The organism is Myceligenerans crystallogenes (assembly GCF_039529775.1).
Taxonomy (GTDB): domain Bacteria; phylum Actinomycetota; class Actinomycetes; order Actinomycetales; family Cellulomonadaceae; genus Myceligenerans; species Myceligenerans crystallogenes.
In genome coordinates this window covers 17664-30782 of the sequence record NZ_BAAANL010000007.1, presented here as the reverse complement: position 1 = coordinate 30782, position 13119 = coordinate 17664, and the positions used below count along the sequence as shown (strand labels likewise).

11 protein-coding genes are annotated in these 13119 nt (G+C 74.5%); 6 read left to right on the top strand and 5 right to left on the bottom strand.

From position 1 onward, the window contains the following. Window positions 1-15 precede the first annotated feature (15 nt). The gene (locus ABD208_RS16190; protein ID WP_344104867.1) at window positions 16-921 is read right to left on the bottom strand and encodes a PAC2 family protein; all 906 of its coding nucleotides are present in this window, start codon (window positions 919-921) and stop codon (window positions 16-18) included. Between the two features lie 253 nt (window positions 922-1174). Between ABD208_RS16190 and ABD208_RS16185 the strand changes: the two genes are divergently transcribed. After that, window positions 1175-1585, top strand: a complete 411-nt coding sequence (locus ABD208_RS16185; protein ID WP_344104865.1) for a DoxX family protein — start codon at window positions 1175-1177, stop codon at window positions 1583-1585. 89 nt (window positions 1586-1674) lie between these two features. Here the strand turns inward: ABD208_RS16185 and ABD208_RS16180 are convergent, their stop codons facing one another. Continuing rightward, on the bottom strand, window positions 1675-3360 hold the full coding sequence (locus ABD208_RS16180) for a peptidase inhibitor family I36 protein (protein WP_344104863.1): 1686 nt from the start codon (window positions 3358-3360) through the stop codon (window positions 1675-1677). 223 nt (window positions 3361-3583) lie between these two features. Between ABD208_RS16180 and ABD208_RS16175 the strand changes: the two genes are divergently transcribed. Continuing rightward, on the top strand, window positions 3584-6061 hold the full coding sequence (locus ABD208_RS16175) for a tetratricopeptide repeat protein (RefSeq protein WP_344104861.1): 2478 nt from the start codon (window positions 3584-3586) through the stop codon (window positions 6059-6061). Window positions 6062-6086: 25 nt separating this feature from the next. Here ABD208_RS16175 and ABD208_RS16170 read toward each other — a convergent pair whose 3' ends face one another. Next, a complete protein-coding gene (locus ABD208_RS16170) occupies window positions 6087-6836 on the bottom strand; it encodes a TetR/AcrR family transcriptional regulator (RefSeq protein WP_344104859.1) in 750 nt (249 codons plus the stop codon). A 153-nt stretch (window positions 6837-6989) separates the two neighbouring features. On the opposite strand from ABD208_RS16170, the gene ABD208_RS16165 reads away from it, so the two are divergent. Further along, entirely contained in the window at window positions 6990-7229 is a 240-nt protein-coding gene (locus ABD208_RS16165; RefSeq protein ID WP_344104857.1) for a hypothetical protein, read from the top strand. Window positions 7230-7248: 19 nt separating this feature from the next. Here the strand turns inward: ABD208_RS16165 and ABD208_RS16160 are convergent, their stop codons facing one another. Further along, window positions 7249-7839 carry a TetR/AcrR family transcriptional regulator gene (locus ABD208_RS16160; protein WP_344104855.1) on the bottom strand — a complete coding sequence of 197 codons (591 nt, stop codon included), beginning with the start codon at window positions 7837-7839 and terminating at the stop codon, window positions 7249-7251. Window positions 7840-8092: 253 nt separating this feature from the next. On the opposite strand from ABD208_RS16160, the gene ABD208_RS16155 reads away from it, so the two are divergent. The 3 genes from ABD208_RS16155 (at window position 8093) to ABD208_RS16145 (ending at window position 12169) form a co-directional block, all read left to right on the top strand. Next, on the top strand, window positions 8093-8812 hold the full coding sequence (locus tag ABD208_RS16155; protein WP_344104853.1) for an HAD family hydrolase: 720 nt from the start codon (window positions 8093-8095) through the stop codon (window positions 8810-8812). A gap of 166 nt (window positions 8813-8978) precedes the next feature. Beyond that, on the top strand, window positions 8979-10430 hold the full coding sequence (mptB, locus tag ABD208_RS16150; protein ID WP_344104851.1) for a polyprenol phosphomannose-dependent alpha 1,6 mannosyltransferase MptB: 1452 nt from the start codon (window positions 8979-8981) through the stop codon (window positions 10428-10430). After that, on the top strand, window positions 10427-12169 hold the full coding sequence (locus ABD208_RS16145) for a hypothetical protein (protein ID WP_344104849.1): 1743 nt from the start codon (window positions 10427-10429) through the stop codon (window positions 12167-12169). Before mptB ends, ABD208_RS16145 begins: the two co-directional genes overlap by 4 nt. Window positions 12170-12263: 94 nt before the next feature. On the opposite strand, the gene ABD208_RS16140 is transcribed toward ABD208_RS16145, so the two are convergent. Then, a complete protein-coding gene (locus ABD208_RS16140; RefSeq protein WP_344104847.1) occupies window positions 12264-13118 on the bottom strand; it encodes a RecB family exonuclease in 855 nt (284 codons plus the stop codon). Window position 13119 lies beyond the last annotated feature (1 nt).

Sequence of the window (13119 nt, the reverse complement as noted above, 5' to 3'; positions counted from 1 at the left end):
AGCCGGCGTGCCGGCTCACAGCGGCCCCGGACCGCCCGGTTCCTTCCCGTCCTTGCCGCCGATGTCGCGGCGGCGCAGGTAGCGCTCGAACTCCCGGGCGATCGCGTCGCCGGACGCCTCCGGGAGCTCGGCGGTGTCCTTGGCCTCCTCGAGCTGGGCGACGTACTCGGAGATCTCCGTGTCCTCGCTCGCCAGCTCGTCGACGCCCGCCTGCCAGGCCGCGGCGTCGTCGGGCAGCTCGCGCATCTCGATCGACTCGCCGAGCAGTTCCTCGATCCGCGTGAGGATCGCGAGCGTCGCCTTCGGCGACGGCGGGTTCGCGACGTAGTGCGGCACGGCCGCCCACAGCGAGATGGACTGCAGCCCGCGTTCGGCGGCCTCGTGCTGCATGACGCCGACGATGCCGGTGGGCCCCGTGTAGGTGTTGGGCTCGATGTCGAGCACCGCCTGCACGCCCACGCTGTCCGACGTCGCGGTCATCGGGATGGGCCGCGTGTGCGGGACGTCGGCCAGCAGCGCGCCCAGCGTCACGAACGACTCCACGCCCAGCTCGCCGGCGATGTCGAGGACCTCGCGGCAGTACTTGCGCCAGCGCATCGACGGCTCGATGCCGTGCACCAGGACGACGGTGCGGTGGGGCAGGCGGGCGACCCGGACCGTCGTCGTCGGCCAGGTGATGAACTGCTTGCCGTCGTCGTCGAAACCGACCGTCGGGCGGTTCACCTGGAAGTCGTGGTACTCGTCGGGATCCAGCTCCGAGACCTTCTCGGCTCCCCAGACCTCCGCGAGATGCGTGAGCGCGCCGGTGGCCGCGCCACCCGCGTCGTTCCAGCCCTCGAAGGCGGCAAGCAGCACGGTCTTGCGGGCCGTGGGCGGGGTGGGGGATGCCTGCTCGGTCGGCACGGACTGTGCGTCGGTCATCCTCCCACCCTATGGTGTCGTGCCCGGAACAGGGCGGGGATTTGCCCCTGGCGTGGCATGACGCGGTTCGCTGATGGCGGAGGCCGGTTCCCGGTCCGCGAGGCCGCGCGGCGATGAGTTCGGGAGGCCGCCGTCGTCAGACCTGGGGAGCGCGGCGCATATCGCTCTGAGCGGAAATTCCGGATCTGCGGGACTGCCCCGGGAGCGCCGCGACTTGACCACGACGCCATCTCGAACCAGAAAGAGGACAGCGATGAAGATTGCAGTGTGGATCGTCTCCGGCCTGCTGGCCCTGGCGTTCCTGGGCGCCGGCGGGATGAAGGCCTTCGCCTCGCCGGACGCGCTCGCCGCGGCCGCGCCGGAGGGCTACCCGGTGGCGCTCATGATCGTGGCGGGCTGGGCCGAGGTCCTCGGTGCGCTGGGGCTGATCCTGCCCGCGGCGACCCGGATCCTGCCCGTCCTCACGCCGATCGCGGCCACGGGGCTCGTCGTGACCATGATCGGCGCGGCGATCAGCGACATCCTGACCCTGGGCGGCGCCGGCCTGCCGGTCATCGCCGTGCTCGCCGTGCTCTCGGCCTTCGTGGCCTGGGGCCGGTTCGGGCCGGCGAAGGTGCTGCCGCGCGACGCGGCGGCCCCGGCCCCGGCGACGTCGGGGGCCTGACCGGGAGCAGCCGTGAACGTGCCCGCGATCCGCGACGCCTCCCGGTCCAGAGGCGTCGCGGAGCGCGGGCACGATCGCGGGGCGGGGTGTCAGGAGAAGGTGCGCGCGACGGCGTCGAACCGGTGGCGGGCGCCGTGCTCGTCGATCAGCTCGAGCACGGTTCCCCGGGCCGCCACGACGCGGAGCGCGCCCGCACCGGGAAGGTCCACGACGGCGTCCGCCCGGCCGGCATCGGCGACCAGGACCCGGCCGAGGCTCGCGTCCTGGCCGGAACGGCCGGCCCACACCGTCAGGGCGCGGCCGCCTGAGTGACCGACCCACCGGTTGACGCCGCGGAACTCCGCCCCGCGGGCCGGCGCCTCCGCGTCCTGGAAGATCCCCGCGGGCCAGGCGGCCCGGAGCTCCGTGGCGGACCGCGGGCCGACGGCGTCCGCCGAGAACGCGGCCAGGCTCTCCTGCCAGAAGATGTCGGTCGGGGCGCCGGGGTCGCCGGCGGTCCGGGAGTCGGCGTCGAGCTGCTGGTTCAGCTGCAGCCACGCCGTCGCGGGCGTGTTGTCGGTGCCGCTGCAGCCGCCGCGCTGCACGCACGCGCCGTGCTGGGCCATCACGCCCGGGAACGTCATCGCCGCCCCCTTGCCGTACGCGTAGAGCGACAGGTTCTTCCACTGCCCGGCCTGCGTGCCCGAGGTGGTGTAGATCTCCGGGAGCGGGCGCGCCGCGCCGCGGGTGGAGACGTACCAGATCGTGTCGGCGCTCAGCCCGTCGTTGCAGCTGCCCGCGGCCGGGACGGACGACGACGGGCAGCCGTCCGCGCTGCCGAAGTTCACCAGCGGCGGCCTGCCGCTGACGGCGTTGTAGCCGTCGAGCCAGTTCCGCGACTGCTGGTTCAGGCCCGAGCCCGCGCCCCACGCCTCGAAGTCGTTCGCGCCCCAGACCGTGGCCTGCGGGTAGCTCGCCAGGTCCGCCGCGGCGTCCCGGGCCGCCCGGGCGAGGTCGGCGCCCGCGGCGCTCGTCACGGCGCTGCCGGGGTAGTTGCTGGTCCCGAGCCCGACGCGCAGCCGGGAGGCCGTGTCCGCGCCCGTGCAGGCGTCGTAGCCCTTGCCCATCGCGACGGCCATCGCCCCGGCGCTGCCGAGCCCGCGGTCGGTGCCGCCGAAGTAGGAGAGCCGGTGCACGCCGTCGGCCCCGAGCGTCGTCTTGCCGAACGCGAGGACGACGACGTGGGTCTGCGTGCCCGCCTGGCCGGCGTCGGCCCGGCCCATCGAGCAGCCGGTGTCGTACGCCCAGGCCGTGTCCTGGATGGAGACGTAGTAGCTCGCGCGGGACGACGGCGCCGCCACGAACGGGCCGAACCGGTGCGAGGCGTTGTTGTTCTTCAGCGTGGCGTTCAGGTTCACCTGACCGCCCGCGGCGATCTCCTGGTACGTCCCGCCGAAGGACGAGTTGTAGTGCACCCGGACCGGTTTGCCGGTCCGGTTCCAGACCGAGGCGGCGTTGTTCTTGATGCACTCGCCGTAGCCGGCGCGGCCCGCGGTGCGGAACACGTAGCAGGTGGCGGGGTCGGTGCCGTAGTCACCGAGGTCGGTCGCGGGGTGGTCGGAGACCGACCCCGCGTGGTCGCTGTTGAAGTAGTAGCAGAACTCGCCGGTCTCGCAGACGCCGTCGCGGGCCGCCGCCTGCGCCGGCGCACCGAGCGCCGTCGCCAGGACCAGGCTCCCGATCAGGGCGGCGCCGGCCGCGAAGGCCTTCCACGCCCGGATCCTCGTACGTACCATGACCACTCCCATCGCTCGTGCGGGCTGACACGGAGCAGGCTCTGGGCCCTGCTGCCGCTCACCCTCGCGATCTGCCAACCAGTGGTCAAGGGGAGGTCTCCCCATTGCCGGGCCCGTTCGCCCGGCGTTCGCCCCGCGTTCGGCGCGCGGTGGCCCGGCGGTCGTCCACAGGTTGCTCGCCCTATTTCTGGCAGCATTCTCGATTGTCCGGTTCACTGACCTCGTGGACCTTCGCCATCTCCTGCGGGACGTCGCGCCGGCACGCCCGGGTGCGGCGCGGCCGGTGCGAGCGGACGAGCCCGCGCGGACGGCGTCCCGGCGCGCCGAGCTGAAGGGTCTGGTCCGCTGGGCGGACCTGCGGACGCCGGTCGCGGTCCGCCTCGTCACCGGGCCGCCCGGGGCGGGGAAGTCGCTCCTCGCCGAGGACCTGGCCCGGAGGCTCGGCGGCCGCGGCTGGACCGTGCACCACATCGAGGACGACGCCGGGCTCCGCGCCTGGCACGGCAGCCAGGCGCGGCACCGTCTGGCCGTGGTCGACGACGCCGACCTCTTCCCCGGGCTGCGGGCCCTCCTGCTGTCGCTCTCCGCCGCGGGCGAGGGACGCACGCGGGTGCTGCTCACCGCCCGGAGCACCGCGCTCTGGCGCGACCGTCTCGAGCACGGCACGCCCGGGCTGGGCGTGCTGCTCGGCGCGACGCCCGTCCGCGAGCTGCCGTCCCGCGAGCTCCCGGGCAGCCCCGCGCCGCCCACCGCCACCCTCGCCACGAGCGACGCCCTCGCCCCGTACGCGAGCGAGCACACCAACGACCTGGCCGCGGCCATGCTCCTGGGCCCCGGCGGAGCCGGCCCGGCCGCCCTGCCCGCCGCCGAGACGGACGAGAACCTCGTGGCCCGCGTCCTGGCGGACGACCCCCGCTTCGCCGAGCGTGTCACGACCGGCCTCCTGCCCGGGCAGGCGATCCACGCCGCCCGGGTCCTGGCGCGCATCGCGTCCACCGGCCCGCAGCACGAGACCGCCGACGCCGTCGCCGACGCCTACCTGCGCGTGACCCGGCAGCTGCCCGACGACGCCGCCGTGCTCGAGACGTTCGCCTGCCACCCGCAGTACCTGACCGGCACGTTCATGTCCGCACGCGTGCGGATGTGCGAGCGCGCCGTCGCCCTCCTCGACGACCCGCTCCGGCAGGCGGCCGTCTACGCGGTGATGGCCGACGCGCACAAGTACGACGGCCGGTACGCGGAGGCGCTGGCGGCGTCGAACCGCGCCCTGCGGCTGCTCGACACGGCCACGCGCGACGACGCCGGCGCGCGCGCCGCCCTCGGGCCCGCGGTCGCCGCCACCCTCGCGCTGCGCGGCGCGCTCCTGTGGTTCCAGGGCCGGCTCGACGAGGCCCTCGGGGACGAGTCCTCGGCGGTCGCCGCGCTCCGTGAGCTCGCCGCCGCCGACCCCCGCCGGTACCGGCCGGCGCTGGCGCAGTCCCTGATGAACATGGGCAGCAGCCTCGCCGAGCTGGGCAGGCCGCAGGACGCGCTGGCGGCGTCGGAGGAGGGCGTGGTCCTGGCGCGCGCGGTGGCCGGCGACGAGCCCGCGCAGATCCGGCCCATGCTGGCCAAGGGGCTGTGGAACCTCGGCAAGCGGCACGCGGAGTCGGGCAACGCGGACGAGGCCTACCGCAGCACGCTCGCGTCGGTGGAGACCTGCCGCGAACTCGTGCGGCGCGACCCGTTCCGGTACATCCCCGACCTGGCCAGCGCGCTGTCGTACCTCGGGGCGCGGCTCAGCGAGCTCGGCCGTCCCGAGGAGGCCGCCCGCGCCACCGCCGAGGCGCTGGACCTGCGGCAGCGCCTCGCCGAGCAGCACGAGGGCTACCTGCCGTTCGTCGCCCAGACGCTCTCCAACCTCGGCATCCTCAACGCGCAGCTCGGGCGGCGTCGTCTCGGGCTCGAACGGGAGCTGGAGGCGGTGACCATCCGGCGCCGGCTCGCGGCGTCGAACCCGGACCGCTACCTGCCGGACCTCGCCGCCTCCCTCTCCAACCTCGGGGTCACGCACTCCGTGCTGGGGAACGCCGCCGAGGCGCTCGCGGCCGAGGACGAGGCCGCCGTGATCCTGCGCGACCTGGCGGCGCGCTACCCCGAACGGCACCTGCCGGGCCTGGTCAAGTCGCTGTCGAACCTCGCCTCCCGGCTCGCGGAGAACGCGCGGACCCCGGACGCCGTCGACCCGGCGACCGAGGCGGTCGCCGCGAGCCGGCTGCTGGTGGCCCGCAGCCGGGCCCAGCACCTGCCGGTGCTGGCGGCGTCGCTGACGAACCTGGCGGGGACGTATGCCGACGTCGGCCGGTTCGGCGACGCCGTCGAGGCCGCGGCCGAGGCGGTGACGGCACTCGACGGGCTCGCGCGGGCGAAGCCCGAGAAGTACGAGTCCGAGCTCGCGCTGGCGCTGACGAACCTCGCCGTGGCGAGGTCCGGCGCGGGCGATCCCGCCGCCGCGCTGGAGGCGGCGCGGCACGCCGCGCGGATCCGGGCGCGCCTCGCGCGCGAGAAGCCGCCGCGTCACCGGGAGCCGGCGGAGCGCTCCGAGGCGCTGGTGGCACAGCTCGAGGCCGAGGTGGCCGCGGGCGCCGAGGTGGCGGTGGCGGAGCCGGACGGGCCGGTGGCCGGGGAACGCACGGCGGACGACGGCCGGCTCGCGTCCTGATCGCCGGGGCGGGCGGTGCCCGCGGTCAGCCGGCCAGGCGGACGCCGTCGCTCGGCGGGATGCCGATCAGGGTGAAGAGGTCGTCCATGAGGTCGGCGAAGACGGCCTCGAAGTCGCCGAAGACGTAGTCGATCTGGTCGTAGGCGACCATGCAGAGCAGGCCGAAGATCATCCGCCAGCCCTTGTACAGCACGTAGACCGCGCCGAGGGGGAAGCCGGGGCCGGCGCCGGGGTGGTCGCGCAGCAGGACCTCGCGGTACGCGACGAGCTGTTCGCGCAGGGGGGCCGGGATCTCGTCGTCGGCCCGGAACTCGACGCCCGAGCGCCAGATCCGCTCGAAGGTGGGCACCCATGCGCCGCCGAGGCGCTGCGCGATCGTCTCGCGCACGCCCTCCGACGCCCTGGCGACCTTGCGGAAGCTGGAACCCATGAGCAGGTCGAACTCGTGCTTGTGCCCGCGGCACCAGGCGAAGATCGCGTGGGTGCCGGCATGGACCTGCGCGGCCAGGTCGTCCGGGTCCTGACGGGCGACGGTCTCGCCGAGGAACGCCAGGAGGTCGTCCATGACGTCGTCGTACGTGGCCCGCAGCAGGCCGGTGCGGCCGTCGAAGTACTGGTAGAGCGCCGGGCCGCTGACCCCGAGCTGCCGCGCTACCGCGGTCATGGTGACGCCGTCGACGCCCCGCTCGGCCAGGAGGCCACGGGCCGCGGCGAGCGCGTCGTCGAGACGGTACTGGCGGCCGCGTTCGGTGCGGGTCATCGGTTCTTGGGTCACGTGATGTTTCCTGGCGACGGTTGTACGCCGACGACAGCCGTCGGCACGCCATTTCTAACACATCCAGGAGGTCTGGACAGCCCGTCGAGATCGACACGGAAATGTTTCCAGAAAGTATTCCGATCCTGCCGGTGAATCGTCAGACTGTCGGGCATGGAACCCGGCTATCTCGCGCACCGTGAGCTGATCGAGCTCTTCCACGGTGAACTCGACTCCGTGCTGCAGGGACGGAAGCCGCGGCCTCGTGGCGGCCTGGACGCGGCCACGTGCGCGGCGCTCGCGGCGATCGCCGCCGCCTGGCCGAGCGTCCCCGCCCACCTCGTCGGGGCCGCGGAGGACGCCTTCGCCGCCCAGCTCGGCGTCGCCGGCCTGCGGCCCACCAGCGCGGCCTGATCCGCCCGCGCCGGAGCCGTCACGGCTGGACCGAGCGCCAGATGCGTTCCGGGAGCACCTTCATGGCCTCCGCCAGGTCGATGTCGCCGACGGCGATCCAGCGGCGGGTGCAGCCGATGACGGGCCCCAGGATCAGCGACTCGACGAGTGCGCCCGACATCTGCGCGAGCTCGCCCTCCCGCTGACGATCGCCGATCCACACCATGATCGGCGTGAGCCGTGCCTCCTGGGCGTCGCGCATCTCCCGGGCGTGCTTCCAGCCCATCTCGTCCACGGTCGTCGAGTGCAGCAGGCGTCCGACGACGGGATCGGCGGCCATGAACCCGAGGTAGGTCCCGACGAAGGCGTCGATGCCGGCCCGTGCGTCCGTGGTCTCGCGCAGCGCCGCGCCGATCTCGTCGAACAGGGCCGCGAGGGAGCGGTGGGTGAGCGCGCCGAGCACCCCGTTGAGGCTGCCGAAATGGTGGTAGATGCTCCCGGTGCTGATCCCGGTCTCGCGGGTGAGGGCCGCGACGGTCACCCCGGCCTCGCCCCCCGCCGCGTAGAGGCGCAGCGCGGTGTCGAGAACGCGTTCGGCGGTGGCCTCGCCACGTTGCTGCTTGGGTCTCACGCGCTACGGCCTTCCACGGTCCCTGGGGTTGCTCGGGTCAGCATAGGCCGCCCGAGAGCGGAGAAGATTCCAGAAGGCGTTCCGGTGTGAGCGGGGGGCCTGCACGTGTGACGTCGGTCGCACCGGGATGGGCACTGGTGCGGCATGGTCAGGGTTTCGCCCGCCGGCGTTCACCTCGCGTTACCGGGATGTGATGAGGTGGGGGCGGCGCCCTCCTGGCGCCTCGCCCGCCCAGCACCCCCCCGGAGGCACCGTGGACACCGCCCTGCTCCCTGACCAGTCCCAGCCCGGCGGCGCCGGATCGCCGGCCCTGCCGAAGGCGGTGCTCTTCGACCTCGACGGCACGCTCGTGGACACCGAGCCGTACTGGATCGCGGCGGAGCACGAGCTCACCGCCCGGCACGGGGTCGCCTGGACGCACGAGGACGCCATGCGGCTGGTGGGCAACCCCCTCCTGGTGAGCGCCGGGATCCTGCGGGACGCGGGTGTGCCGATGGAGCCGGCCGACATCGTCACGTGGCTCGTCGCGCGGGTGCGGGAGCGGCTCGTCGGCCAGGTGCCGTGGCGTGCGGGCGTGCTGCCGCTGCTGGCGGCCCTGAACGAGGCGGGCGTGCCCTGCGCGATCGTCACCATGTCCTACCGCGAGCTGGCCGAGGTCGTCGCGGCGGGTGCGCCCGAGGGCACGTTCGCCACGATCGTGCCGGGCGACGAGGTCGCCCGGGGCAAGCCGGACCCCGAGCCCTACCTGACCGCCGCGGAGCGGCTCGGCGTGGACGCGGCCGACTGCGTCGCGGTCGAGGACTCGCCCGTCGGGATCAGCTCGGCGCTCGCGAGCGGCGCCCGCACGATCGGCGTCGAGGCCGTGGTGCCCGTCGAGGAGCGGGCCGGCCTGAGCCGCTTCCGCTCGCTGGACGGCGTCGGGCTGGAGCTCGTCGCGCGCGTCGCCGCCGGTGATGTCGTCGATCGGTACTGACGACTACCCGCCCTGGCGACGGGCGGAAAATGGGGCCGTGAGCTGGCGTTATGCCGCGTTCGTGGCTCGAGCGTGACCTGGCGTTCGTCAGCCGGACATGTAGCGTTGTCGTGTAGTTCGTGTCAATGTCGGTTTTGGGTACCGGCCGGGCCTTATGTTTTCGATCGTGCTGACCCGTGGCGTCGTCGGAAGCGTGCTGGTCCTGGTCGGAGGATTGGTGGTCTCCACACTGCCGCACTCCACACCCATCCTGGACCTCGAGCCGCTCGCGGCCCTGCGCTCGCACGTGTCCGGCCGCATGTTCGGGCTGGCCCTGGTGCTCGCCGGGCTCGGCCTCCTCGCCGCCGCCTGGCTGTCGATCTGCCGCGACGTCGCCCGCGCCGGGGAGAGCGGTCAGATCGAGGCGCTGGCGCTGGTCCGGCGCGCCACCGTGCTCTGGTCGCTGCCGCTGCTGCCCGCGCCCCCGCTGTTCTCCCGCGACGGCTGGTCGTACGCCGCGCAGGGGATGCTGACCCACTTCGGCATCTCGCCCTACGACTGGGGGCCCGGGATCCTGCGGGGGCCGATCGTCGAGGCCGTCGACCCCCGCTGGATGAGCACGCCCGCGCCGTACGGCCCGCTGCCGCTCATCTTCGGTGACATCGGCGCCGGGGTGACCGGGAACCCGTGGCTGCTGGTGGTCGGTCACCGGATGGTCGCGCTGATCGGGCTCGTGCTGCTGGCCTGGGCGGTGCCGCGGATGGCGCGGTGGACCGGGGCGAACCCGGCCCTGGCGGCGGGCACCGCGCTCGCGTCGCCGCTGATGATGGCCAACGGCGTCGGCGGCCTACACAACGACCTGCTCATGGTGGGCCTGATGGCCGCCGCGCTGGTGGCCGCGGCCGAGCACCACTGGGTGCTCGGATCCGTCCTCGGCGGTCTCGCGGCCGCCGTGAAGCTGCCCGGCGGTCTGGTCTGCGTCGCCGTCGTGCTGGTGTCGCTGCCGGTCGGCGCCCTGCTCGTGGACCGGCTGCGGAGGCTGGCCCTCGTGGCGGTTCTGTCGGTGGGGACCCTGGTCGGGGTGGGGCTCATGTGGGGGCTCGGGGTGGGCTGGATCGGCGCGCTCGGCGTCCCGGCCAGCCTCAACACGGTCCTCTCGGCGCCGACCTTGGTCGGCGTGGCCCTCGACGGGATCTTCGGGGCCTTCGGGGCCGGGTTCGCGCCGAACCTGTTCGTCACCGTCGTGCGCAACCTCGCCCTGGCCGCCATGCTCGTGCTCCTGGGCTGGATCGCGCTGCGCGGCCGCACGGGCGACAAGGGCGAGGGCGTCCGCGAGCTCTCCCTGATCATGGGGGCGATGCTGGTGCTCAGCCCGGTGGTGCACATCTGGTACCTGCTGTGGGTGATGCCCTTCCTCGCGTCGCTCCGGCTCTCGCGGACCGCGTCGATGGCGGTCGTGACGGTCTCCGTGCTCGCCGGCCTGGTCGCGCCGCTGGACTCCTCCCTGCACGGCGCCTACCTCGTCATCGTGATGGGTGCGATGACCGTCGCGGTGCTGGCGCTGATCCTGCTGCTGACCCGGCACGGCCGCGAGCGGATCCGGCACATCGCCGAGGCCGATCTGATCAAGATCCCATGACCCTCCGGGCCTGGTGGAAGGACGCCCCGCGGGCCCGTGTGCCGCGGGCGCCGGCCCGGTTCCGGGCCGAGGTCCTCGCCGAGCCGGGCCGCGCCGGCGTCGTCGCGGCCGCCGCCTGCGCGGTGCTGCTGTCGCTGGCCGTGCTGGTCACCGACCCGCCGTACGGCACCGGGGACGAGCCCGCCCACGTCGACTACGCCTGGCAGGTGTGGCACGGCGGGCTGCCGGTGTTCGAGGAAGGGCTCGCGTTCCGGCCCGCCGGTGCCGAGCTGCCGCCCGTCCAGTGGACCGCGCAGCACCCGCCGTTGTACTACCTGCTCGTCTCGTGGCTCGTCGGGCCGCTCGCCGATGCCGGTCACCCCGTCGCCGCGGTGTACGCCGCGCGGGTGGTGAACGTGCTGCTGGCCGGGGCGTTCGTGCTCGTGGCCCGGTGGAGCGCGGGCCGCGTCTGCCGCCCGGGCAGCCCGTTGCCGCAGCTCGCGGCGATGGTCGCCGGGACGGCGGCCGCCGTCGCGCACGTGGGCGGGGCCGCGTTCAACGACCTCGTCGCGGCGCTCTGCGTCACCACGATGTTCGGCGCGGGGGCGACGGCGATCCGGCGCGGCCTGGACCTGCCGCTCGTGGCGGGGCTGAGCCTGCTCATGGGGGCCGGTGCGCTGTCCCGGCTGTCCGCGGCGATGACCGGCGCCGTGATCGTGGCGTTCGTCGTGGCCGCGGCCGCGGTGCGGGCCGCGCGGGGGCGCGGCCGGTGGGCGCCGGTCGTGGCGCTGGCGGTCGGCGGCCCGACGACGGCGCTGGCGGCCGCCGGGTGGTTCTACGCCCGCAACCTGGCGCTGACCGGGAACCTCCAGGGGTCCCACTTCGACTGGGCGATGGCGAACCAGCTGCAGCGGGTCGCCCGGCCGGTGTGGCAGGTCGTGCTGGACCCGGTCACCTGGGCCCGCCTGCCCGACTTCTTCTGGTGGGCCGGACGGGTCGCCCCGACGTCGTCGTACGCGGCCACGACCCTCGCCGTCACGTCGGTGCTCCTGCTGTGGATCCCGCTGGTGCTGGGCCTGGTCCCGGGCGCCGCGCGGGTACTGCGGGCCAGCGGCGGCCTGGGGCGGCGCCTGCGCCGGGGCGGTGGTGCGTTCACGACGGGGCGTGCCTCGGGGAAGGGCGGACACGGGGACCGTGGGTTGGCTGGGAGCGGACACGGCGTCGGTGCGTCGGCTGCGGGCGCCCACGGCGTCGGTGCGTCGGCTGCGGGCGCCCACGGCGTCGGTGCGTCGGCCGGGGGTGGAGCCAGGGCCACGGCCGGGGCGAGCCTGCCGGGCGCCGGGCGGTGGGTCCGGGCGATGCTCTGGACGACCCTGCTCGTCGCCGTGTCCGTGCAGGTCGTCTACGGCGCGAACGGGGGCAGCCTGTTCCCGCGCTACCTGCTGCCCGTGGCGCTTCCCGTGTTCCTCGGTGTGGCGGCGGGGCTGGCGCGTCGGCCACGGCTGCTCGTGCCACTGTGGGGTGCGGTCGCGACCGCCAACTTCGTCAGCTTCCTCGTCGCCGAGCTGGCCACCCCGGCGAAGCCCGGCCTCTACGCGGAGCCGACGGCGCTCGCGGTCGCGGTGGGCGTGCTCGCCGTCTGCGGTTCGGTCGCGGCGACGCTGGCCGCACGCCGCGCCCTGAGCGCCGATCCAGGCCGGGGAGCGCCGGGCCTCGCGCGCCCGGCCGTCCCGGCGGGTGCGGGCGCCGGCCCGGCTTGAACGCCGGCCGGGCTGAGCGCCGCCCGGGTCGAACGGCCGGGGTCGAACGCCGGTGGTGGCCGAACGCCGGTCGGGACGACCGCCGGCCCGGCGCCTACGAGATGCCCAGCCGGATCTCCACGGCCCCCTCCGGGATCGGCGGCGGCGTGCCGTCGAACGCGGGGCACAGCGCGCGGTGCGAGCACCAGTCGCAGAGCTTGCTCGGGCGGGGTTCCCACGTCTCGGTGCGCGCGGCCTTCTCGATCTCCGACCACACCCACCGGATCTTGCGCTCGGCGCCCTCCAGCTGCTCCGCCGTCGGCTCCGCGCGCAGGATCTGCCCGTCGCCCAGGTAGACCAGCTGCAGCATCTTCGGGATCGTGCCGCGCTCGCGCCACAGCACGAGCCCGTAGAACCGCAGCTGGAACAGCACCTTGCCCTCGTAGCGCGGGTTGGGGGAGCGGCCCGTCTTGTAGTCGACCACGCGGATCGCGCCGTCGTCCGGCTTGACGTCGAGACGGTCCACGATGCCGCGCAGCAGTGGCCCGTCGGGTAGCTGAGTCTCCAGCAGGAGCTCCCGCTCGGCGGGCTGCAGCCGGTTCGGATCCTCCAGCGTGAAATACGTGCTGACCAGCCGTGACGCGGCGTCCAGCCAGTTGTCCACGCCCTCGGACTCGGCGTCGCCGCCGGGCGCGAACAGTTCCTTGACGCGCGGATCCGCCTCCTGGAGCTTCGCCCACTCGGCCGGGAGCAGCTCCTGCGCGAGCGCGGGGGTGCGCTCGCCCGCCGGGGCGTCGAACAGCCGCTCCAGGACGGAGTGCACCAGCGTCCCGCGCGTCGCCGCCGATGACGCCGGCTCCGGGACGCGGTCCACCGTGCGCAGCCGGAACAACAGCGGGCACTGCAGGAAGTCGCTCGCGCGCGACGGCGACAGCGCCGGCGGGCGGGAGGGAGGTGCGATCACGGTCATG

Coding starts and splice junctions, on each gene's coding strand:
- ABD208_RS16190 (WP_344104867.1), bottom strand. CDS start 921: ATGACCGACGCACAGTCCGTGCCGACCGAGCAGGCATCCCCCACCCCG.
- ABD208_RS16185 (WP_344104865.1), top strand. CDS start 1,175: ATGAAGATTGCAGTGTGGATCGTCTCCGGCCTGCTGGCCCTGGCGTTC.
- ABD208_RS16180 (WP_344104863.1), bottom strand. CDS start 3,360: ATGGTACGTACGAGGATCCGGGCGTGGAAGGCCTTCGCGGCCGGCGCC.
- ABD208_RS16165 (WP_344104857.1), top strand. CDS start 6,990: ATGGAACCCGGCTATCTCGCGCACCGTGAGCTGATCGAGCTCTTCCAC.
- ABD208_RS16145 (WP_344104849.1), top strand. CDS start 10,427: ATGACCCTCCGGGCCTGGTGGAAGGACGCCCCGCGGGCCCGTGTGCCG.
- ABD208_RS16140 (WP_344104847.1), bottom strand. CDS start 13,118: ATGACCGTGATCGCACCTCCCTCCCGCCCGCCGGCGCTGTCGCCGTCG.